The following is a 21,616-nucleotide window of genomic DNA, read 5'->3' as shown; positions in this document are numbered from 1 at the left end:
CTGCCGCTTTCGAAATGGAAGCGGCGGCGGCTCAGTGGATTATTTCAGATTGAAAGAAGCTCCCGGAACAATTTTTCCCAAAAGGACGGGCCGTCGCGCCCCGGTCACGGAGGGGATGTTCGTCGGTTGGCCGTGGAATGTTTGATAGGCAAAGAGGGCGAAGGTCATCGCTTCGATGGCGCGGCTTTCGTGGCCGAACGCCTCGAACGGTTGAACGGGGATGGGAGCGAGCAGCTCGGAAAGGCGCTCCATCAGGACCGGATTCCGCACCCCGCCCCCCCCGACGATCACCTCGTGAAGGCTTCCCCGTTTTAAGATGAACCGGCGAATGTTCTCGGAGATCGCCGAAGCGGTAAATGCGGTCGCCGTCGCCACCAGATCTTCCGGCGGGAGACGGCGCATCCGGGTCGATTGGAGAATCGACGCCACCATCGACGCCCCGAAGACCTCGCGGCCGGTGCTCTTCGGCGGCTTTCTTCGGATAAAAGGATGGCGCATCAATTCCGACAAAAGGGCCGCGTCCGCTTTTCCCCGGCGCGCCATCTTCCCCCCTTCGTCGAACTCCTTCCCGGTGAGGGTCCGGACCAACCCGTCGATCACCATGTTCCCCGGCCCCATATCGAAGGCCACCGTCTTATCAAGAGCCGCGCCCGCCTTCAGATAGGTGACATTGCTGATCCCCCCAATGTTCACGACGGCGCGCGACCGTTTTGGATTGGAAAGGAGAAGGAAATGAAGATAGGGGGTCAGCGGCGCCCCCTCGCCTCCTGCGGCCATATCGCGGGGGCGAAAGTCGGCGATGGTGGTAATTCCCGTCCGCTCGGCGATCACAGACGGCTCCCCGATCTGGAGGGTGGAGCGGATCGCACGCTTGCCTTCCCGCTTCGGCACCGGAAGATGATGAACCGTCTGTCCATGCGATCCGATCAATTCAATTTTGCCAAGACGCACCCGCCCCTTCCGGGCAATCTCCCGCGCCGCCTCGGCGAAGAGCTCGCCGACGTAAAAATTCAGATGGCAGACGTTCGCAATCGATTGAGGGAAACCGGAGGCCAGATCGATTAATTGCCGCGGGAGAGATTTCGGATAGGGATAAACCTCGAAGGCGATCAGGTCCAATTGAACCCGCCCTCGATTTTTTCGGATATCGACCAGAGCGGCATCGATGCCGTCCGAAGAAGTTCCCGATATGAGGCCGATGACCTTCACAAGGCGGAAGGCTACCGAATTTAACCGGAAAGGTCAAGAGGAATGACTTGCTCCGGAAAGAGACGGCATGTTATCGTGATCGTGGTCGTAGAGACATCCCCGGCGGGACGCCTCTACCGTAAGGTGGACAGAGGAGGTCATCATGGCGAGTGAATTGGCGCAGAAAGAATGTATCCCCTGTAAGGGAGGCATTCCTCCGCTGAAGGGGAAAGAGCTATCCAATCTCCTGGAAAAACTCGGAAACGGCTGGAAAGTGATCGACGAACATCATCTCGAAAAGGAGTACACCTTCCCCAATTTTCGGCAGGCGCTCGATTTTACGATTCGGGTCGGCGAGCTGGCCGAGGCGCAGTTCCATCACCCCGACATCTATCTGGCCTGGGGAAAGGTCAAATTGATCATCTGGACGCATAAAATCAACGGCCTGACCGAGAGCGACTTTGTCTGGGCGGCCAAGGCCGATCAAGAGCGGGAAAAACTGTAAGGCGATCGGCCGGATTGTCGATCATCCTCTATCGGAATTCGATTTGACTTATTCCTCACATGGTGTTATTTTTTCGCGATGCTTTTCGGCCGACAGCATAAAAAGTTGTCCTTCCAAGCGGTTCTCCTCCTGGGAAGCCTTCTCTTTGCGACCGGACTCCATGCGGAAGATAAGATCCCGATCGTGGTGACCCTCCCGGTCCTTAAAGATTTCACGGAACAGATCGGCGGTTCCCGTGTCGCGGTCAAGTCGCTGATCACCGGCATGGAAAGCGAGCATACCTACACCCCCAAGCCGAGCGACCTCCTTGCCGTTAAAGAAGCGAAACTGCTGGTCAAGATCGGATTGGGTTTAGAGATCTGGGTCAACGCCCTGATCAAAAATGCCGACCGCCCCGATTTGAGGATCGTCACCACCTCCGACGGGGTGGGACTCATCCGCGATCACGCCGAACGGCCCGAACGAGAGCACCGGGACAAAACCATCGACCCGCAGCATGCCTTCAAAGAACAACATACGATGGGGAATCCTCATATCTGGCTCGATCCGGAAAATGTTAAAATAATGATCAGGCACATTACGGATGAGTTGATCCGCCTCGATCCGGCCCACCGCGGCGAATACCTGAAAAATCAGTCGCGCTACATCATGGAACTGGAATCGCTCGAAGCGGAGCTGAAGAAAAAGGTGAACCGCCTGCCGAACCGAAACATCGTCACCCATCATCCGGCGTGGCCCTACTATGCCCGGCGGTTCGGCTTTGTCATCAAAGGAGATATTCTGACCCAGGTCGGCACCGAGCCGTCGGCCAAACATCTCGGCCAATTGATCAAGTTGATAAAGCGGGAGAAGGTGAAAGTGATCGTCTCGGAGCCACAGCTCAACCCGAAGGTTCCCCAAACCCTCTCCCAGGAGACGGGGGCCAAGGTGGTCGTTCTCTCCCCATTGACGGGCGCCCTTCCGGGAACCGAGAGTTATGTCGACCTGATCCGTTATAACACCGAGACCTTGATCAAGGCATTGGGAGGATCTTAATGGCCCATCCCGTCTTGAAAGCGGTTCCGACGCCGCAAACCGCCGCCAAACCGATCATCCATTTTGTCCATGCCACATTCGCCTTTGCAAACCGGGTTGCCCTGGAAGAGATCACCCTGGATATCATGGAAGGGGAGTTTGCCGGCGTCATCGGGCCGAACGGCTCCGGAAAGACCACCTTCCTCAAAGCGGTCCTCGGCCTTGTCCATCCGGTTTCAGGAAGCGTCCAGATCTTTGATTGCGAATGCCATGCCTTGCGCTGCGAGCATCGCGCCCGCATCGGATATCTCCCCCAAAAGGAACTGATCGACCCCCATTACCCGATCACCGCGTGGGAAGTAGTGATGATGGGCCGCTATGCCGCGATTGGGCTCTTTCGCCGCCCTTCGAAGGCAGACCGGGAAATCGTCTTCGAGTCGCTGCAAGCGGTCGGCGTCGAACCGTTGAAGGATCTCCCCTTCGGCAGTCTCTCCGGCGGACAGCAACAGCGCGTCCTCATCGCGCGGGCGCTGGCCCAACGTCCCCAGATCCTTTTGCTGGACGAGCCGACCACCGGGATCGACGCCACCGCGCAGCATCATCTGATCGATCTGATTCGGAGCCTGCATCAGAACTACGGCCTGACGATTGTTTTCGTGACGCACGACATCAACATCATCAGCCCTGTCGTCGACTCTCTGATTCTCTTAAAAACCCGGCTCTACGGGAAGGGGCCTCCCCGCGAAATTTTAAAGCAGGAGATTCTCTCCAGCGTATACGGCAAAGAGACCATCCTCGCCGAACGGGAGAAGGGACCCTACGTCATCATGAGCGACCACCATCATCACTGATATGCTTGAAATGCTGTCATACGGTTTCATGCAGCGGGCGCTGCTCGCCTCTTTCTTAATCGGGCTGGTCTGCTCGGTCATCGGGGTCTTCGTCGTCTTGAAGGGGCTTTCCTTTATCGGGGCGGGGACGGCGCATGCCGCTTTTGCGGGGGTGGCGCTCGCCTTCCTGATCGGGGCGAACCCTCTCTTGATGGCCGTTCTCTTCGGCCTCTCCACCGTCTGGATCACCGGCTACCTGCAACAGACCGGAAAGATGAAGCCGGATGTCTCGATCGGGATCTTCTACACCTTGACGATGGCGCTGGCCATTCTCTTTATCGGCCTGATGAAGGCGTACAATCCGGAGGTCTACGGCTACCTCTTCGGAAGCATCCTCTCGGTCACCCCGTCGGATTTGAAGGTGATTCTCCTTCTCTCCCTCGGCATCCTCCTGACGATCTTCCTCTTCTTCAAGGAGTTCCACTTTATCTCGTTCGACCAGGAGATGGCCGAGGCGAGCGGCATTCCGGCCCGCAATCTCTTTTTTCTGCTGCTGAATCTGATTTCGCTGACGATCGTCATTTCGCTTCAAGCGGTCGGGGCGATTTTGGTCTTCGCACTGTTAGTCATCCCGGCCGCCGCGGCCCAGCAGTGGGCGACCAAGATGAGAACGATGATGATCATCTCCATCTTCATCGGCATCTCTTCTTCCTGGGCGGGGGTGATTCTCTCTTACTGGTTCGACCTCCCCTCCGGATCGACGATCGTTCTCCTGGCAACGCTCTTCTTCTTCCTCTCGGTCCTCTTTTCACCGAAGCGGCGGCGGAGCGCGTTTCGCAAGGAATCGGCGGAAAAAATCCCGGAGTAAACAGCTCCACCGCGACGGCCGCCCGCCCGACAGTCTCATTTCTACCTCATGAGGTCGACCTCAGAAACATCCGCTCCAGAGCGATATTTGCATGAAAAGCAAAGTGCAGAAAGAGCTGATAATCTTCCTGGCTGATCGCCTCTTTGGAGAGAGCCTTGTCCGCATAGAAGAACCCGATGACATTCCCCTTGGCGTGAATCGGGCTGATCACGAAGGACTGGGACTCGAAGAGAGAAAGAAAGGACTCCGATATCAGCGGCCGGACCGGCTCGACATGAATATCCTGGACAAATACCGCCTTTTTCTCCAAGTAAACTTTTCCAAAAAAATTATCGGCGGGGTCATTCGGAAGGTTCAACCGATCCGCCAGTTCCTGAGACAGGGCGCCAAGACCGTAGCGGCCCGTAATTTGTGTTTTCGAAGGATTACAGAGAACGAGAAGGGCCCGGTCAAAACCGATTCCGATGTGAATCCCTTCCAGGATCGCGCTGAAAAGGACATTGATGTCTTGGTTCTCGGCGATGTGATTGGAAATGTCCCGCAGGAACTTCAACTGCAGCGAAGGTCGGTCGATCCCTTCGATTTTTTCCGGCGCTTCAATCTTTTCTGTCTCATTCGTCGATTCTTTGATCTGGACCGGAGGGATCGGCACCTCTTCCTCGGCTCCCTCCGAGACCCGGAATATCTTTCCGAGACGCTCCAGCAAACCACTCCGGGGGGAGGACGTTTTTGAACCGGATGTGGGAGGCCTGAATTTCTCCGCTTCAATTTCAAAACTGTCCGAAACTTCCTTGATATTTTTGTATGCCTTCTGGATCAAGCCCAATCCCTCCTCGGGCGGGATCTGCAGGCAGACCTCCATCTGCTGCATCAACCCGGCCATCTCTTCTTCCGTCCCCTTCTCCGTGAAGAGATTCCCGACGATTCTGTTTGCGAGGTACGAGACGGCCCAGAGCTGTTCCCGAGGGGTGTGCGCAGGGGAAAAAAGGATCTGGTCGGAGGCGGCCAACGGCTCCGCCAGATGATCAGGAACCTTGCACTCCTTCGCCATGGCGATGCCGAGCTGGTTGACCGAGGCCCCCAAAACCTGTTGCTCCGCTTTCCACAAAGGGAGCCCCGATTTTTCCACCAGGCGCTGAATCTCAAGATGCGACTCCGGCAGATAATAAGCAAGCGAGATCGGTCCGAGATTGTAAAAAAGCGTTGCGAGAAAGAGCTCTTCTTGTTTCGGATAGTGGAGGCGCTCACCCAATTCTTTCGCGAGGGTGGCCGCGATGAAAGCGTCTGCAATGATCTTTTTTAAATCGATCCCGGGGTGCTGCTTTTGGAATAACTCCACAAACGACAGACCGAGACTCACCGAACGGATCATATCGAGCCCGAGAACCACGACGGCCCTTGAGACGGTGTAAACCTCCCCGTAGCCGCCGTTGAAGTAAGCCGAGTTGGCTACTTTAAGGACCTTCACGGCGAACCCCTGATCCTGGAGGATGTTTCTGGCCACATCGGCCGCGCCTGAAACTTTGTCTTCCGCCGCGCGCAGCGTCTGAATCACCGTGTCGCGCAAAACAGGAAGATCCCCCCGGTGATGGATCCGATCCTGTAACTTCTGGAGGATCGTCGGCTGAGCCGTTGATTTGAACTCTGCCTTCGGCGCCTCCGGTGTCGGCTTGGAAGGGGACGCCGCTTTTGAAGGACCCGAAGGGGGAGTTTGCGCCCCGCCTTGAATCTTCGATTTTTCCGAGGTCGCCAAGGCGGCCTTTTTCATCCGCTCCCGGTCTTTCTCGATCTCCTCGTTAAAAAGTTGGTGGAGATTTTGGGCCAGCCCCGCTTGGACCTCGCTGAGCGGCTTCGACAAACACCGCTCCAACTCCCTCTGCATCTGCGCCGCGGAAAGGTACCGATTCCCCGCCTCCTTGACGAGCGACTTCGACATGACCGTCTCGATCTGCTCCGAGATATCGGCATTAAACCGGCGCGGCGGATCGAATTTCGCCTCTCGAACACGGTCAAGCGTGTTGATTTCGCTGTCCCCCTTGAAGAGCCGCTTGCCGGTGGCACACTCGTACAGTACAATTCCCAAAGAAAAAAGGTCGGAGCGGTGATCGACTTTCTTTCCCCAGGCCTGCTCGGGAGACATATAGGCGAATTTTCCTTTCAACGTTCCGGTCCGGGTCTCATTTTCTTGGAGGGCCGCTTTTGCGATGCCGAAGTCGACCAGCTTGATCTCGCCGTCGTAGGAGATCAGAATATTCTGCGGGCTGATGTCCCGGTGGACCAGGTTCAGCTCGTTTCCGTGCAGATCTTTCTTCTTGTGCGCATGCTCCAACCCGCTGCAAACGCGGCTGACGATGAAGAGAATCTGATCGATCGGAAGGGGCCGGCTACTCTTTTGACTCCGCTCCATGATCGTCCGAAGATCCCTTCCCATGATGTATTCCATTCCGATGTAGTAAGATTCCTCGACCTGTCCGAAATCAAACACCTGGACGATATTCGGATGAGAGAGCTGGGCCGCCACTTTCGCCTCATTGATGAACATCGAGACGAATTCGGCATTCTCGGTAAAGTGGGGAAGAATCCGCTTGATGGCAAGAAGCCGCTCGAATCCTTTCGATCCGGTCTGCTTCGCGAGAAAGACCTCGGCCATGCCCCCCTTGGCAATCTTATCGATGAGGAGGTATTTTCCGTATTGCACGGGAAAATCGGTCGGCACTTCCGGTCGCCCCTATCGTGATGGTCGGGATATGCTTTATTGAAGCATTGAGGAAAAAGAGGGAAGAAGACCCGTAAACAAGTAAATCGCACGGTGCCGATCTTGTCAAGGAAGGGTCGATTTTAACGGGCTGGATTGGGTTCCGCAACGGACGGCAGGTCGATTCTCAACATCCGGAGAACCGATCTCGGTTTATTCTTGATTGTTCGTGATCTTCTTTTCCCGGCGGGCGACGCCGGTTTCGGTGGCCGCTTTCGAGACCGCCTGCGCAACCACCTTTGCGACCTTTCGGTTAAAGACGCCGGGAACAATATAATCTTCGGAGAGCTCGTCTTTTCGAATCACGGAGGCGATCGCCTCCGCCGCGGCGAGATTCATCGCGTCGTTGATCTCGGAGGCGCGGACATCCAAGGCGCCCCGGAAAATCCCGGGAAAGGCGAGGACGTTGTTGATCTGGTTGGGATAGTCTGATCGTCCCGTCGCCATGATCCGGACGATCCCCTCCGCCTCCTCCGGCATGATCTCGGGGGACGGATTGGCCAGGGCGAAAACGATCGGATCGCGCGCCATCTTCTTCACCGCGGCGGCGTGGAGGACGCCGGCGACCGAAACACCGATGAAGACGTCGGCCCCGACGAGCGCATCCTCCAGTTTCCCTTTTACCCGCTCCGGATTGGTTCGCTTCGCATACCGGCGCATCACCGGGTTCATCTCGACTCTTCGGCCGGCACAGAGGATGCCGTCCCGATCGCAGCCGATGATCCGCTTTACCCCGGAAGAAAGAAGCATGTCGATGATCGCGGTGCCCGCGGCCCCCACGCCGTTCACGACGACTTTGAGATCCTCCAGCTTCTTTTTTACGATCCTCACGGCGTTCAACAACGCGGCCAAAACCACCACGGCGGTCCCATGCTGATCATCGTGAAAAACCGGGATATCGAGCGTCTTCTTCAGACGCCGCTCGATTTCGAAGCAACGGGGCGAAGAAATATCTTCCAAATTAATCCCGCCGAAGCCGGTGGCAATCCGCTGGACCGTCTCGACGATTTCGTCCGGATCTTGCGTGGTAAGACAGATCGGATAGGCGTCGATCCCGGCGAACTCTTTGAAGAGCATCGCCTTCCCTTCCATCACCGGCAACGCCGCCTCCGGTCCGATGTTGCCCAGCCCCAAGACCGCCGAGCCGTCGGTCACTACGGCCACGCTGTTCTTCTTGATGGTCAGGGCAAAGGCCTTGTTCTTATCCTCCTGAATCGCCATACAAACCTGCGCCACCCCCGGCGTGTAGACGCGTGAGAGATCATCGCGGGTTTTGATCGGAATTCGATTTGCAATCTCGATTTTCCCCCCGAGATGAAGCAAGAAGGTCCGGTCGGAGAGGTGAACCACATTGACCCCCGGAATCCGCTTGACCGCCTCGACAATCCGTGCCGTGTGCGCTTCATCCCGTGTGCTGACGGTGATATCCCGGGTGATCACCCCCCGATCGACGCTGACGATATCGATCGCGCCGATATCCCCGCCGGCCCCTCCGATCGCCGACGTGATCTGGCCGAGCATGCCGATTTTATTTTTGAAGTTAAGCCGCAGCGTTACGCTGCGGCTGGCGCTGGGAAAAACCACGAACAAACCTCTGAATCATGCGCGCTTAAAAATTGAGCGCGCGGCGTTCGGAATCGATGTGAGAGAACAGATCCGTTCTCATGATTCCGCTTTTCCTCCTCCGGTCCCTACTTTACTTTAAGTGTGTTCACATCAATAAAAGGGGTCGCCCCACCGGAGACCTGAGGAAGCTTGCCGTCCCATTTTTCGATTGCGCGAAGTTGGAGCAAAATCGGGGTGAGGGTCTCTCGCTGTAGCCGTTGGCCGTCTGCTTCGGCCCGTGCCTGAGTGACCCGCTGTTCCGCCTCGATCCTGATCCGGTCCAGATCCCGCTTTGCTTTTAATGCCGACTGCTCGGCGGTCTGTTTCGCCTCGATCGCCCGATTGAATTCCTCGGAGAACGAAAAATCGACGATCGAAAACTCGTCTACAAGAATATTAAACTGGACCAGCCGTTCAGTCAAATTCGCTTTGATCGCATCCTTGACCTCGCCCCGCCGGGTGATCAGCTCTTCCGCCGTAAAATGCGCCGTCACCGCCTTGACCGCTTCCTGAACCGCGGGGTCGATCACCCGCTCCTTGTAGCTAAGGCCGATCTCCTGGTAAACCTTCTGCGCGCTGCTTGGGTCGATATGAAAATTCACCGCGATGGTCGAGGAGACATTCTGCAAATCTTTCGAAGCCGCCGGCGCGGCGGTTTGCGACTTATGCACCCTCACATCGATCAGGACGACATCTTCGATAAAGGGAATCTTGAAGTGAAGCCCTTCCCCCAGCGTTACATCCCTGATCCCGCTCAGCTTGCTGAAAACGACCCCCCGCTGCCCGGCCCCGACCACCTGAAAGGAGCTGAAGAGAACAATCAACAAAAACAGTACGATCCCCCCGATGATGATCAACCGGGGCAAGTTTGAAAACCCTCGCGGAACTTTCATCTCGTAAATATCGGCCATTCATGCCTCCTTTGTTTTTGAATGTTTTTGAACACGCCCGTGCATTGCCCCTTCTCCTCTAGAAGAGAGAAGGTTCGACGCGCAGATATAACAGATATTTTCCTTCTTTCCCAATGCGTGGCTGAAGAAAGATCCCACCCTCAAAAGGATCGGTTCATTCAAAATGATCGAGTGGACGATACGAACGTTCGAGCCGTCGAGGGTTCCTCTGCGGATGCAACCGATATCGATCGATCTTGTCGAGGAGATCGGATTCGGACCGGCACCGGCAGAGAGAAGAAAGGCTCTCCGGGTGGAGGATTATCCCGAGCGGAGAGTGGATGAAATTATCATAAAGGGGAGAGGGTTGGCTCATTCGGTTACCCCTTCTTAACACATTCCCGACCGAATGGCAAGAATGTCAATTGACTGGGTCGCCGAATCCCGCTATGATAGAAAGCAAAGGAGAGAGCAATGAATCAGATCACGCGGACATTCGCTTTTCTTTTAATCCTGTTTTTTTGCGCCGGCTGGGCGCAGGCGGAAGAGACGCCCATTCCCCAGGTGGAGCGCTACTTTCCGGATGAGGTGGGAATGTCCTGGAGCTACCGGGGATCGGTCGTGGATGACGTTCAACGCGTCGGGGCTTATATCAACACCGCCGCCGTCAAGGGAACCGCGCAGAAAAAGGGAGCACAAGTGAAGATCTTTACGGAGAGCAATCAGGCCGATGAAGGACCCGCCGAGAGCTACTTCGTCAGAGATCCAGAAGGGATCTCCTACTTCGGCGGCCAGCCGACGACCCCTTTCGAAAGCCAACTCGTCCCCTATCGGGTCATTCGATTCCCGCTGGTCCTCAACAAACCTTTTTCCCAAATCGACAAATCGATCTCCTTCGGCCGCGATTTGGACGAAGATGGAACGGAAGAAGTGGCGGTGGTCCAAGCGGAAATCGTCGCTTTGGGATTCGAAACGGTCTCCGTGCCGGCGGGGGTGTTTAAGGATTCCCTGAAATTGGAAGGACGGATGAAGATTTTCATCACCCTCTCCAGCAATGGGAAGGTCCTTCTCATGACCGACAAGACGACCAATTGGTTCGCGCCTGATGTCGGCATGGTAAAGGGAATCGAGAAGACCGAATTCCCCTCCCCGGACGGAAGCAATCCGACCGGATCGATCATCACCGAGGAGCTGTCCGAATATTCAACAGGGCGATCTTCGGTACATTAAAGGACCTTCCAGGGTAGGGGGCGCGCCGATGTGTGCGCCTTTTTTTATTTTACGATCTTTTACCTGATCGATAAAGTGCGGGCGAACACGCAGGTTCGCCCCTACTCTTTTCCGACCATCTCATCGGCCAGATAAAGCATGATCTCCGCCAGCGACGGATGGATGTGGCTGATCTTCGCATACTCCTCCACCGTCGACCGGAAATGCATCGCGACCGCCGCCTGGTGAATGAGAATCGACGCTTCGGCCCCGACAATGGCGGCGCCCAAAATCTCTCCCCGCTGCGCATCGGCGACGATCTTGATAAACCCTTCCGTTCGATCGGTGATAATCGCTTTTCCGAGATCGCTGAAAGGAAACTTTCCGACACGGACAGCAATCCCCCGCTCCCGCGCGTCGCATTCGGAGAGGCCGACCCGCGCGAACTCCGGATCGCAAAAGACCGCGCGAGGAAAGACCCGGTAGTCGGCCTTTTGGACCGGCCCCTTCACCAGGTTCGTCCCGGCGATCTCTCCCTCGTAGGTCGCCATGTTGACGATTTGGGCCCCCCCGGTCACATCCCCCGCCGCGTAGATATTCGGATTGCTCGTTTGAAGGAAATCGTTCGCAACGATCCCGAGCGGGTGGGTCTCCACGCCGGCGGCCGCAAGATGGAGCCCGTCGATATTCCCGGTTCGTCCGGTCGCGATCATGATCACCTCGGCCGCGACCCTCTGAACCCGTTCTTTCTCTTCAAAACAGATCCACTCGCCCTGCGGATCTCTTTCGATGACGACCTCTCGGACCCCGGTCCGGAGGTCGATGCCGTCGTTCCGCAGAATCTCGGCAAGCGCCTCGCTGACATCTTCGTCTTCGTGGCTTAAGATTCGCTCGCTCCGCTGCAGCAGGGTCACCTTCACCCCCATCCGGGCGAAGAACTGACCGAACTCGGTCCCCTCGACCCCACCGCCGATGATCACCATCGACTCCGGAAGCGATTCCATCTCCAGCGCCTCATCGCTCGTGATGTAGCCGGCCTCTTCCAGGCCGGGAATCGGCGGGATCATCGCCCGCGATCCGGTGGCGATGAGGAACCGCTCGGCGGCGTACGACTCCTCGCCGACCTGAACCTCTTTCCCGGAGAGAAACCGCGCCCGCCCCGAAAGCAGGGTGATATTCGGATGCCGGAGGACCCCCTGGTACGCATCGTCGGCCATCTCGGCGATCAATTTATCTTTGCGCTGTTTGATCTGATCGAAACGGATGCCGACATGTTTCCCCGGATAGATCCCCACCTCGGGCGCTTTCTTAAGCAATCCGATCAATTCCGAAGAGCGGAGGTAAGCTTTCGTCGGCATACATCCCTTGAGGATGCAGAGCCCGCCGAAGGGACCGGTCTCGACCAGACCGACCTTCGCCCCCAGCTTCGCCGCCGCCTTGGCCCCATACCGCCCCGCGCTTCCGGCCCCGATCACCATGACATCGAATGTTTTCATGCCGCGATTATGATACCTCACTTTCGTCTTGTTCTCAACAACGCGGTTTGGATCGTCAGGAAGCCCGGAAGGCTTCGACGATTTTTTGTCTGGAGGCGCGGACCGCCGGGAGGAAGCCGCCGAGGAAGCCCATCGCGAGCGCAAAGGTAAGCGACTGGACGACAATCGCCGGCGAGAGAATAAAGCGGAAAGCCAGCTCGGAAAAGGTGGCGAAGTTGGTCGTTGAGACGGTGACGAACTGGAGGAACGAGGCGAGGAGGATCCCGAGCCCCCCGCCGATCGAAGCAAGCAGGAGCGATTCAAAAAGAAAAGCGCCGAGAATGCTCCGCCGGGGAAAACCGAGGGCCCGCATCGTCCCGATCTCGGTCGTCCGGTTGGCGACCGAGGCGTACATCGTGATCATCGCCCCGATCATCGCCCCCAGGCTGAAGATCACGGTGACGAAGAGCCCCAGCACCCGGATAAAGGTCGCCATCATCTCCGACTGCTCGGCGTAATATTGCTTCTCCCGCGCCACCTCTACCGTCAGCCGGGGGTCGGACTCCAGGCGCGATTTGAGGGAGGAAAAATCACCGGCGCTTGAGAGCTGCGCGGTGATCGATGAGAAGACCGGCCGGCGGAAGGCCTGAACCAGCTGCTCGGCATCGACCCAGATCTCCGATTCAAACCCCGCCCCCTCCGCATCGAATACACCGACGACGGTCCAGTCCCGCATGCCGAACCGGATCGTCTCCCCCAGCCCGGCCCCCTGAAAGCCCTCCGCGACGGGGCGCCCGACGATCACCTCTGAGAGCCCCGGCCGCCAGCGGCGACCCTCCACCACTTTCACCTGCGGACGCATCGTGAGCGACTCGGGGGCCACCCCCCGGATCTGGACGTGGGACGGATTGCTGCTCCCCCGCTTGGGGAGATTGATCAGAACAACGACTTCGGAGGCCGCCAGGCGATTCCCCTCCGGACCGACGGCGATCTCCGGTTGGCTCTTGACGATGTTGACCGCATTCCGATCGAGCATGCTCATGAATTCCGATTCGGCCCCTTGGCGGACGATGATGGCGTTTTTATCCGACCCGGTCCCCACGAGTGTCTTCTCCAGCCCGTTCGCCAGCATCAACACCGCCGAGAAAACGAAGATCACCAGCGCAATTCCTCCCGCCGTCAGGAAGGTCGTCAGCCGCCGCGTCCAGAGATTACGAAAACTGTAGTTGAGAGGAATAATCATCCCACCCGCCGCAACCCATCCACAATCCGCACCTGCACCGCCCGCCAGGTGGGAAAGGCGCTGGCGGCGAGGCCGACGATGACCGCCATCAGGGCGCAGATGATTTGTGTGCTCGTCGCCACATCGAACGCCGGGAAGATCGCCCCCATCGCATCCCCCATCGCCCGCTCGAAACCGTTCGCCGCAGGATAGGTGATCAGTATTCCCAAAAGACCGCCCGTCAGGGCGATGAGGAGCGACTCTCCGATGATGAGAACAATCAGATGCCGCGCCCCGAAGCCGAGGGTCTTGAGGACCGCATACTCCGAGAGACGCTCGCGCGCCGTCATCGCCATGGTGTTCGAGAGGACCAAAAGAATCACCCCGATGATCACCATCGAAATGATCCGAAGCGCCACTAAAATCGTCTCGCTCATCGAAATGAAGCCGAGGACGAAGGCCCGCTCCGTTTCGGTGAGCGTTTCCGCGAGCGAATTCTTGAACCGCCGGTCGATCGCCTCCGCCACCTCCGCCGCCTGCTTCGGGTTCTGAACTTTCACGACATACCAGCCGACATTCCCCGCCTGAAACGGCGCCGTCTGGCGGAGCTTCTCGTCGAGATATTGGTAGTGGAAGTGAAACTGCGTCTCATCGGTCGACTTCCGCTCCCCGGTGTAGATCCCCCGGATGACAAACTCCCACTCTCCCGGAAAGATCATCCCGCGCATCTGGATCGTATCGCCGACCTTCCAGCTGAAGCGCTCCGCCAGCTTCCGCCCCGCCACCGCGGCGTTCCGCTGCTGCTTGAACACCGCCTCCTGCTCGGGGGGGAGCTGGAACTCGGGGTAAATTTCGTACCAGGTGGTCGCATCGACGGCAAACTGGGGAAACTGCGAATGTTTCTCGTCGATGTAAATCCCGCCGAACCAGCTGGCGTACGACACGTCGGCCACCCCGGGGATTCCCCGGATCGCCTCCCGATAAGAGAGCGGCAACGAAAACCCGAGCGAAACGGCATTGCGGGTGATCAGCCGGTTCGGCGCCGAGGCATCGACCCCGGAGTACCAGGCGCCGATCACCGTCCGGATCAAGCCGAAGGCGCTGATGGCGATGGCGATTCCGAAGACGGTCAAAATCGACCGGAGCGGATGGCGCAGGGTGTTTTTCAAGATGAGGCGGAATAATTCCATCAGGCGAAGGACCCCTTGTCTAAATTTCGCACCGCCTTCGCACGTTCGGCCGCGCGGGGATCATGGGTCACCATGACGATCGTCTTTCCGTATTCCGCATTCAGCCGGCCGAGAAGGTTCATGATCTCTTCGGCGGAGATCCGATCGAGATCGCCCGTCGGCTCGTCGGCGACCAACAACGGCGGATCGGTCACGATCGCCCGAGCAATCGCTACCCGCTGCTCCTGACCGCCGGAGAGCTGCTTGGGATAGTGATGAATCCGGTCGGCCAGGCCGACCAGCTCCAGCGCCACGGCGGCATGCTCCCGCCGCTCCTGCTTCGCAAGCGGGGTCAGAAGAAGAGGGAGCTCGACGTTTTCCAGCGCCGTGAGGACCGGCAGGAGGTTGTAGAACTGGAAGATAAAACCGATCGTCCGCGACCGCCACCGGGCCAATTCCGATTCGGTCAACCGGCCGAGCTCGGTCCCGGCCACACGAAGGAGGCCGCGCGTCGGCCGATCGATTCCGGCGATCAGATTCAGCAGGGTCGTTTTTCCGGAGCCCGACGGCCCCATCAGCGCAAGGAACTCTCCCTCCGGCACCGTCATCGAGATGTTTTGGAGTACCGGAATCTCCAGCGTGTCCCGGCGATACGACTTGAAAACGTCGATTAGTTCGATGAGAGGGTCTGCCAAAACGTTGCCTTTCTAATTGTAAAGGGCGACGCATGCGTCGCCCCTACTTTGCTTCAGGAAACAATTTATTGAATCTGAACCCGATCTCCAGCCGCCAGATTCTCAGGAGGATTGAGCACCACCCGGTCGCCCGGCTTCAGCCCTTGTTTGACCTCGACCTGGCTTCCGACCGAGCCGCCTGTCTCCACCGGAACCATCTCTACCTGGTCTTCCTTGATGCGAAAGGCCACTTTTTGATCTTCCCGGGTGACGATCGCACTGGGGTTCACCGTGACAATCGGCGCGCCTCCTTGATCGGCCTTAGGCTCGGAGAGGAAGGCGACCTTGGCGCTCATCTCGGGAAGGACCCGGTCGTCGAGGTTGAGAAAACGAATCTTGGTCAAAACCGTCGCCTTGGCCCGGTCGGCGGTCGGGACGATTGTCTGAACGACCCCCTCGTATTTCGTTTCCGGATAGGCGTCGAGGGCGATTTCGGCCGCTTGGCCGACCCGGACCTTTTCGATATTCGATTCGGAGACGTCGGCCTCCACCTGAAGCGACGACATGTCGGCCATCGTCACCACCGCCGCCTTCACCTGCGTCGATGTGCCGAAGGGGGCGACGACTTCCCCGACCTCGGCGTTCTTCGTCAGGACCGTCCCGTCGAACGGCGCTCGGATGACGGTATTCTCCACCTCGACTTCGGCGGAACGGACCGCTGCCTCGGCCGCTTTCACCCCCGCCGCGGCCGAGGCGAGCGCCGCCTTCGACCCGCGGTATTGCGCCTCCGCTGCGTCGAAATCGGCCCGAGGAACAAGCCCCTCCTCCAGCAGACTTTTCTTCCGTTCGTAATCGGAGGTCGCGTTGTCGAGCGCCGCTTTCGCCTGATCATACGCCGAGCGGGCGACGTTGAGATTCGCCCTGGCGCGGGCCAAGGCCGCTTCCATGTCGTCGCTCTCCAGCCGGCCGATGAGTTCTCCTTTTTTGACCAAGTCCCCTTCGCGCACCCGCAATTCGACCAGCCGGCCGGTCCCCTTGGAGGCGACCGCGGCGCGCCGCTGGGCGACCACGTAACCACTGGCGTTGAGGAACGGAACCGACTGAGACGGATCGAGGGAGGAGACGGTCGCCACTTCAACCGATTTCGCCGCGCCGCTGAAGGCGCGAAGCCCGATCACAACCCCCATCGCCGTGATCAGCAAGAGAACAATCCAGAGCCCTTTACGGCTTCGACGGGGGGCCGATCCGGCTCCGGTATTTTTCCAATCGATCTTGAGACGGGAGAGGTCGGAAGGCTTCGTTTCGATGGCGATTTTCCTTTCAATAAAATGAGCGTCTTTTCATTGTAATGGCAACGTGTCGATTCTTCAAGGAGGGAATTGTCATTGACCTCGGCCGCTCCCTTCTCATATGATGCCAAGGTTGCTTGTTGATCTCGAATTGAATCGATCCGATATGGCGCGACTGACACTTTCAAATCATGATCACCTCGATTACACGCTGACCCTCCCCCCCTCCCGGCCGGCCGAGATTCTCTTCGTCTACATCCACGGGTTCGCCTCGCACCAAGGGGGAGAGAAGGCGATTTATTTCCGGGATCGCGCGGTCGAGCGGGGGATGGCCTACTTGACTTTCGATCTGCGGGGACACGGCGACTCGAGCGGAACGATCCGGGAGTTGACCCTCACCCGCGGGCTGGAGGACCTCTCCGCCATCCTCGCCGGCCCCGCCGCTCCCTTCCGGAAAATCGTTCTGATCGGCTCCTCGATGGGAGGGCAACTCGCGGTCTGGACCGCGGCCTGGAACCCGAACCGGATCGCCGCCGCCGTCCTGATCGCCCCCTCTTTCTCTTTCTACCAGAACCGGCTGCGCGATCTGGGAGAGGGGGGACTCCGGCGCCTGAACCAAGAGGGGGAGATGCGGATCAAAAACGAGTGGATCGATGTAACGGTCGGACGCGAGATGATCGAAGACGCGAAGGGGTACGACATTGAGAAAATTCTTCCCACCTATCTGACCCCGACGCTGATTCTTCATGGGACGGCCGATGCGACCGTTCCCCCGGAAGGAAGCTTCGACTTTCTCCGCCGCGCCGCGGCCCGCCCGCTCGATCTGGTCCTCATCGGCGGGGGGGATCATCGCCTCAGCCAACAAAAAGATTACCTCTTCGACATGATCACGGCGTTTCTTCATCGCATCGGTCTCGTGTCTTAGCCTCTCTGCCGACCCCGATTTCGTCCCGCGGCTTGTAAAAGAAGTGCACACAAGATCAGATAAAAACTGTCACTAGAACCGAACGATCTCCTCATCGTGCGGCTAAGGTCGCGGTCTTGATCTTGCAAATTTTCTCCGTTAAAAACCAACTGGAGGAAGCGCGATGATTGAATTCCAGGCCAAATTCAAAGAGGACCTTAAGCCGAGGCCGGTGCCGGGACTTACGGACCGGCAGATCGACGATCATTTCGATGTAAAGTACAAAGGCTACATCACCAAATTCAACGAGATCCAGAACAAATTGAAAGAAGCCGACAAACAGAAGGCGAATCCCAACTACAGTCAGACGCGCGAGTTGCTCGTCGAGCGGCTCTACTGCCACAACTCGATCAAGCTCCATGAGGCCTTCTGGCAATGCCTCTCCGGCAGGAGCGATCCGCCCGACATTCTCAAACAGATGCTCTCAGAGGACTTCGGCTCCTACGACAACTGGAAGCAAGAGTTCAAAGCGTGCGGCCTCTCGGCGCGGGGCTGGTCGATCTGCGGTTTCGATCTCGACAGCGGCCGGATTTTTAATGTCTTGACCGACAACCACTCCATCGGCGCGTGGAACATCATCCCGTTGATGATCCTGGACATGTACGAACATGCCTACTACATCGACTACGGCGCCTCGGTGAAAAGCTATGTCGAAGAGGGCTTTCTCCCGAACATGAGCTGGAACTTCGCCGCTCAAATGTTGAACCGTTATCCCCTCGCTCAGTACCGGACTTCCCTGCGGAAAGCCGCCTGAGAAGGATCTTTCAGAGGATGGAATGCGGAGAGCGGCGTGGCAAAGACGGGGAAACAGGACCTTCTCTTCATCTTTACACGCCGCCCTCTTAAATCCGAACTCCGCAATATCACTCGCCTCTCCATATTTTTATATTGACGAACAATCCCCCGGTTGTGTATCCTCACCTCTAGTTCATCCCTATTCATTACAAAACGGTTGAGACAGCCTGCCCGCATCGCTCGGAAGGACGTGCAGCTTTACATCTCAGTCTCATCGTGATTCCTTGACCAAGGAGAGAAGATATGAAAAATCCGCTTGATACGATTGGTGGCACAGTGACGGCCGGTTTTGTGTTGACGCTCATTCTCTTTTTCGTTGTCAGGGCATTGGCATAACCCCTGTCGATCGGCAAAATACCTCTCTACTAACTAGGAAGGAAAAACCATGACCATTGAGCTCATTTTTAGATGGGGGCACTTTCTGGCCGGGATTATGTGGATCGGCCTCCTCTACTACTTCAACTTCATCCAAGGCGCGTTCATGAAAGCGGCCAGTCCCGAGGGAAAGGCCGATGTTTCCAAGCACCTGGTTCCGCGCGCCCTCTGGTGGTTCCGCTGGGCGGCCGCCTTTACCTGGATCTTCGGCGCATTGATCCTGATGGTCCGGGGCATTCTCTTCGAAGCGTTCCTCCTCCAAGGAGCGGCCGCCGTCATTGGAATGGGCGCCTGGCTCGGCACGATCATGCTCTTTAACGTCTGGGTGATCATCTGGCCGAACCAGCAGAAGGTGCTCGGCATCGTTCAGGCGACGGCGGAAGAGAAGACCAAAGCGGCCCGGATCGCCTTCCTCGCGTCGCGCACCAACACAATGCTGTCGATCCCAATGCTCTTCTTCATGGCGAGTTCCAGCCACGCACCGGCCGGTCTCTTCTAAGGATCATCGCCTTTCATCGAGAGAGGGACCGGTCCGAGGGGAAGGGATACCGCTTTTTGGGTTCAGCTCGTCGGGCACGCCATGGAGCTTGAGCAGATGGTCAGTTCGGAAACCGTTCTACCATTATTACTTCGCTGGATTCACTTCGTCGCCGGGATCACCTGGATCGGCCTGCTCTACTACTTTAACCTCGTTCAGGTCCCCTTCATGAAAGAGACCGATGCGGCGACGAAAAGCGGGGTGGTGCTGCGGCTGGTGCCGCGCGCCCTCTGGTGGTTTCGCTGGTCGGCGCTGGTGACCGTCTTGGCGGGGATTTTATTATTAATGGTCGGGCGAATCGTCAACACGTCGATTATGATCGGCGGCACCCTCGGTCTGATTATGCTCTTTAATGTCTGGGTCCTCATCTGGCCGAACCAGAAAAAGGTCATCCAGATGACCGGAGACGCCACCGCCACCAAGACGCCCCCGCCCCCTCAGATGGCCAAACACGCCAGGATCGCCTACCTCGCCTCAAGAACAAACTTCTATCTCTCCTTTCCGATGCTCCTCTTCATGGGAATGTCGGCGCATTTTCCACAGTTTTAATCTTCCGTTCTAACAAGACCGCTATTCATCCTCCTCTTCTTCGCGCGGAATACCCGACACCGTGAACGGCGTGTTGCTCGTAGCGAAGTCGGCGTTGACGACCAGATAGAGGTGCCACGCCCGGGCGATGGTCGACGGCCCGCGGAGGGTCGGGTCGGTCCTCCGCTCAAGGACCTTCCAGCGCAACCGGCCATGGCCGAGTTGGACGAATGTCAGCGTCGGCGGAGCACCCTGGACGACGATCAATCGGCCCCGGTCGAGCAAAAGGCCGTCCCCCCCGACCAGCGGCTCGACGTCGATCGGATGGATTTTGCGGCCGTCCGGCGCCTTGTCCTTCAAGTCGATCAGGAAGAGTTTTCCGTTGTTCGACTGCACCACGATGAGCCGCTTGCCCCCTCGAAGCGAAACAATCCCGTTGAGGTTGAACGCCCCCGCTTCGTATTCAACCTCCGGCCCCATCGGAATCCCTTCCGGCAGGCCGCTCCCCGCCTCGACCTGCTCGGCCGTCACACGCCAGAGGGTGGGGCGAAACGAATCGGTGATGAAGACATCCCCCTCTCTCGTGACGACGAGATCATTGAGAAAACCGCCTCCGCCGGTCTCGAATGACGCGACGCGTTCCTTGGTCGCGATGTCATAAACCGAGAGCGTTCCGGTGTTCCCGCCGGCCACGTACAATTTCCCCTTTGCGACTTTCATTCCAACCGCCGATTTGCCGCTCTCGCCGGGGATAAACTCCGTTACGGTGGGATCATTCAACATTCCCCGGTAGAGGGCGCCGTCACCGACCGCGCCGACGAAGAATGCACCGCTGCGCTTATCGAACGCCACCCCCTCCGGGTTGCCGTGCGTAGACGGGTCAAGGGTGAAAACAACGGTCTCCTCCGGGTCGTGGCCCGGACCGTTCGGCTTGCCGCCGCCCGATCCCGACTTGGCGAATACAGGCGCGCCTCCAGCGACCAACAGAACCACTGTAAAAATTGCGACAACGATTCTTACTGCGTGATTCCACCTCATCATGACTCTCCTCCATTTGTCATTGATCTCACAACGTAAGACGATAGAACCGGACAAGATCTTGAGTCAATCGGGCGACATCAGGAATCCGATTTCAACCCGGAGAGGGCGTTGTAATAGCGGACGACGTTTCTTTTTTTATAGAGATACCAGCTCAGTAAGCCGATGAGGATCGCGGAGAGGATGAACCGTGGAATGAACGCGTGGGCCGGCGCCTCACTCCAACGGGGGGTGAGATATTTTCCGAACTCGGGAATCGCGAAGAACGCAACGAGGAGCGGCCGGGTCCATGGCCGTTCCTTCCAGAGACCGTAGGCAATCGGCGCCGCTGCAAGATAGAGCAGAATGAACGGGAACATTTTGATCAGAAAATCGCTTTGGGTAGCGAGCCGATTATCGACGATATAATCTTCATTTCCCGGCACGGTCACCGTCATGAAAGTAATGATGAGCCCGATCGTCGCAAGGGACGCAAGAAAAACCATCAACATCAACAGAAGAAGGGGACGCTGTCTCTCCGCCGCTTGGTTACCGGCCGCGTCGGCATGCGCCGAAAGCTTCGTTCCGCAGGCGCTGCACGCCGGCTGCCCGGAGCCTTGGTATTCGGTGGGGGTTCTGCAGTTGGGACAAACCAGTACCGAATTCATCGACAGGACCGATATTCTAACGAAATTCGTTTGAAAGC

General features: G+C 57.8%; 20 protein-coding genes. 9 read left to right on the top strand and 11 right to left on the bottom strand.

Annotated elements, in window-relative coordinates; genetic code table 11:
* Positions 1-39 precede the first annotated feature (39 nt).
* Positions 40-1,209, bottom strand: a complete 1,170-nt coding sequence (locus MCM46_14325) for an anhydro-N-acetylmuramic acid kinase (protein ID MCG3112989.1) — start codon at positions 1,207-1,209, stop codon at positions 40-42.
* A gap of 142 nt (positions 1,210-1,351) precedes the next feature.
* Here MCM46_14325 and MCM46_14320 point away from each other — a divergent pair, with 142 nt between their 5' ends.
* From MCM46_14320 to MCM46_14305, 4 genes are all read left to right on the top strand, one after another.
* Positions 1,352-1,693 (top strand): 4a-hydroxytetrahydrobiopterin dehydratase, encoded by a 342-nt coding sequence (locus MCM46_14320; protein MCG3112988.1) that lies wholly within the window; start codon positions 1,352-1,354, stop codon positions 1,691-1,693.
* Between the two features lie 78 nt (positions 1,694-1,771).
* Positions 1,772-2,728 (top strand): metal ABC transporter substrate-binding protein, encoded by a 957-nt coding sequence (locus MCM46_14315; GenBank protein ID MCG3112987.1) that lies wholly within the window; start codon positions 1,772-1,774, stop codon positions 2,726-2,728.
* Positions 2,728-3,558: a metal ABC transporter ATP-binding protein gene (locus tag MCM46_14310; protein ID MCG3112986.1), complete on the top strand. Its 831-nt coding sequence runs from the start codon at positions 2,728-2,730 to the stop codon at positions 3,556-3,558. Before MCM46_14315 ends, MCM46_14310 begins: the two co-directional genes overlap by 1 nt.
* 10 nt (positions 3,559-3,568) lie before the next feature.
* Entirely contained in the window at positions 3,569-4,405 is an 837-nt protein-coding gene (locus tag MCM46_14305; protein MCG3112985.1) for a metal ABC transporter permease, read from the top strand.
* Between the two features lie 46 nt (positions 4,406-4,451).
* Here the strand turns inward: MCM46_14305 and MCM46_14300 are convergent, their stop codons facing one another.
* From MCM46_14300 to MCM46_14290, 3 genes are all read right to left on the bottom strand, one after another.
* On the bottom strand, positions 4,452-7,121 hold the full coding sequence (locus tag MCM46_14300; GenBank protein MCG3112984.1) for an HDOD domain-containing protein: 2,670 nt from the start codon (positions 7,119-7,121) through the stop codon (positions 4,452-4,454).
* A gap of 192 nt (positions 7,122-7,313) precedes the next feature.
* Entirely contained in the window at positions 7,314-8,744 is a 1,431-nt protein-coding gene (locus MCM46_14295) for an NAD-dependent malic enzyme (protein MCG3112983.1), read from the bottom strand.
* A 107-nt stretch (positions 8,745-8,851) separates the two neighbouring features.
* A complete protein-coding gene (locus tag MCM46_14290; protein ID MCG3112982.1) occupies positions 8,852-9,676 on the bottom strand; it encodes a prohibitin family protein in 825 nt (274 codons plus the stop codon).
* Positions 9,677-10,129: 453 nt separating this feature from the next.
* Between MCM46_14290 and MCM46_14285 the strand changes: the two genes are divergently transcribed.
* Positions 10,130-10,885 carry a hypothetical protein gene (locus MCM46_14285; protein MCG3112981.1) on the top strand — a complete coding sequence of 252 codons (756 nt, stop codon included), beginning with the start codon at positions 10,130-10,132 and terminating at the stop codon, positions 10,883-10,885.
* A 101-nt stretch (positions 10,886-10,986) separates the two neighbouring features.
* Here MCM46_14285 and MCM46_14280 read toward each other — a convergent pair whose 3' ends face one another.
* From MCM46_14280 to MCM46_14260, 5 genes are all read right to left on the bottom strand, one after another.
* A complete protein-coding gene (locus tag MCM46_14280) occupies positions 10,987-12,360 on the bottom strand; it encodes an NAD(P)/FAD-dependent oxidoreductase (GenBank protein ID MCG3112980.1) in 1,374 nt (457 codons plus the stop codon).
* A 55-nt stretch (positions 12,361-12,415) separates the two neighbouring features.
* On the bottom strand, positions 12,416-13,582 hold the full coding sequence (locus MCM46_14275; GenBank protein MCG3112979.1) for an ABC transporter permease: 1,167 nt from the start codon (positions 13,580-13,582) through the stop codon (positions 12,416-12,418).
* Positions 13,579-14,751 carry an ABC transporter permease gene (locus MCM46_14270; GenBank protein ID MCG3112978.1) on the bottom strand — a complete coding sequence of 391 codons (1,173 nt, stop codon included), beginning with the start codon at positions 14,749-14,751 and terminating at the stop codon, positions 13,579-13,581. Before MCM46_14270 ends, MCM46_14275 begins: the two co-directional genes overlap by 4 nt.
* Positions 14,751-15,425, bottom strand: coding sequence for an ABC transporter ATP-binding protein (locus MCM46_14265; protein ID MCG3112977.1), 675 nt, complete (start codon positions 15,423-15,425; stop codon positions 14,751-14,753). The genes MCM46_14270 and MCM46_14265 overlap by 1 nt, the downstream gene beginning before the upstream one ends.
* A gap of 65 nt (positions 15,426-15,490) precedes the next feature.
* The gene (locus MCM46_14260) at positions 15,491-16,606 is read right to left on the bottom strand and encodes an efflux RND transporter periplasmic adaptor subunit (GenBank protein MCG3112976.1); all 1,116 of its coding nucleotides are present in this window, start codon (positions 16,604-16,606) and stop codon (positions 15,491-15,493) included.
* 253 nt (positions 16,607-16,859) lie between these two features.
* Between MCM46_14260 and MCM46_14255 the strand changes: the two genes are divergently transcribed.
* The 4 genes from MCM46_14255 to MCM46_14240 all read left to right on the top strand — a co-directional run bounded on the left by MCM46_14255 (position 16,860) and on the right by MCM46_14240 (position 19,914).
* On the top strand, positions 16,860-17,618 hold the full coding sequence (locus MCM46_14255; protein ID MCG3112975.1) for a lysophospholipase: 759 nt from the start codon (positions 16,860-16,862) through the stop codon (positions 17,616-17,618).
* Positions 17,619-17,781: 163 nt separating this feature from the next.
* A complete protein-coding gene (locus tag MCM46_14250) occupies positions 17,782-18,411 on the top strand; it encodes a hypothetical protein (GenBank protein ID MCG3112974.1) in 630 nt (209 codons plus the stop codon).
* A 426-nt stretch (positions 18,412-18,837) separates the two neighbouring features.
* Positions 18,838-19,326: a urate hydroxylase PuuD gene (locus tag MCM46_14245; GenBank protein ID MCG3112973.1), complete on the top strand. Its 489-nt coding sequence runs from the start codon at positions 18,838-18,840 to the stop codon at positions 19,324-19,326.
* A 96-nt stretch (positions 19,327-19,422) separates the two neighbouring features.
* Positions 19,423-19,914 carry a urate hydroxylase PuuD gene (locus tag MCM46_14240; protein ID MCG3112972.1) on the top strand — a complete coding sequence of 164 codons (492 nt, stop codon included), beginning with the start codon at positions 19,423-19,425 and terminating at the stop codon, positions 19,912-19,914.
* A 21-nt stretch (positions 19,915-19,935) separates the two neighbouring features.
* Here MCM46_14240 and MCM46_14235 read toward each other — a convergent pair whose 3' ends face one another.
* Together MCM46_14235 and MCM46_14230 are read right to left on the bottom strand one after the other, a co-directional pair.
* The gene (locus MCM46_14235) at positions 19,936-20,934 is read right to left on the bottom strand and encodes a hypothetical protein (GenBank protein ID MCG3112971.1); all 999 of its coding nucleotides are present in this window, start codon (positions 20,932-20,934) and stop codon (positions 19,936-19,938) included.
* Between the two features lie 77 nt (positions 20,935-21,011).
* Positions 21,012-21,578, bottom strand: a complete 567-nt coding sequence (locus MCM46_14230; protein MCG3112970.1) for a hypothetical protein — start codon at positions 21,576-21,578, stop codon at positions 21,012-21,014.
* Positions 21,579-21,616: the final 38 nt, after the last annotated feature.

The sequence above is a fragment of the Candidatus Manganitrophus morganii genome, from assembly GCA_021651055.1.
GTDB classification, from domain to species: domain Bacteria; phylum Nitrospirota; class Nitrospiria; order SBBL01; family Manganitrophaceae; genus Manganitrophus; species Manganitrophus morganii.
This window is presented reverse-complemented; position numbering and strand designations above follow the sequence as displayed.

Bases quoted from the DNA above. Each gene is read 5' to 3' on its own strand.
- MCM46_14245 (MCG3112973.1), top strand. From the start codon at position 18,838: ATGACCATTGAGCTCATTTTTAGATGGGGGCACTTTCTGGCCGGGATT.
- MCM46_14235 (MCG3112971.1), bottom strand. From the start codon at position 20,934: ATGATGAGGTGGAATCACGCAGTAAGAATCGTTGTCGCAATTTTTACA.
- MCM46_14305 (MCG3112985.1), top strand. From the start codon at position 3,569: ATGCTGTCATACGGTTTCATGCAGCGGGCGCTGCTCGCCTCTTTCTTA.
- MCM46_14250 (MCG3112974.1), top strand. From the start codon at position 17,782: ATGATTGAATTCCAGGCCAAATTCAAAGAGGACCTTAAGCCGAGGCCG.
- MCM46_14275 (MCG3112979.1), bottom strand. From the start codon at position 13,582: ATGATTATTCCTCTCAACTACAGTTTTCGTAATCTCTGGACGCGGCGG.
- MCM46_14290 (MCG3112982.1), bottom strand. From the start codon at position 9,676: ATGGCCGATATTTACGAGATGAAAGTTCCGCGAGGGTTTTCAAACTTG.
- MCM46_14315 (MCG3112987.1), top strand. From the start codon at position 1,772: ATGCTTTTCGGCCGACAGCATAAAAAGTTGTCCTTCCAAGCGGTTCTC.
- MCM46_14230 (MCG3112970.1), bottom strand. From the start codon at position 21,578: ATGAATTCGGTACTGGTTTGTCCCAACTGCAGAACCCCCACCGAATAC.
- MCM46_14280 (MCG3112980.1), bottom strand. From the start codon at position 12,360: ATGAAAACATTCGATGTCATGGTGATCGGGGCCGGAAGCGCGGGGCGG.
- MCM46_14285 (MCG3112981.1), top strand. From the start codon at position 10,130: ATGAATCAGATCACGCGGACATTCGCTTTTCTTTTAATCCTGTTTTTT.
- MCM46_14240 (MCG3112972.1), top strand. From the start codon at position 19,423: ATGGTCAGTTCGGAAACCGTTCTACCATTATTACTTCGCTGGATTCAC.
- MCM46_14320 (MCG3112988.1), top strand. From the start codon at position 1,352: ATGGCGAGTGAATTGGCGCAGAAAGAATGTATCCCCTGTAAGGGAGGC.
- MCM46_14255 (MCG3112975.1), top strand. From the start codon at position 16,860: ATGGCGCGACTGACACTTTCAAATCATGATCACCTCGATTACACGCTG.
- MCM46_14310 (MCG3112986.1), top strand. From the start codon at position 2,728: ATGGCCCATCCCGTCTTGAAAGCGGTTCCGACGCCGCAAACCGCCGCC.
- MCM46_14270 (MCG3112978.1), bottom strand. From the start codon at position 14,751: ATGGAATTATTCCGCCTCATCTTGAAAAACACCCTGCGCCATCCGCTC.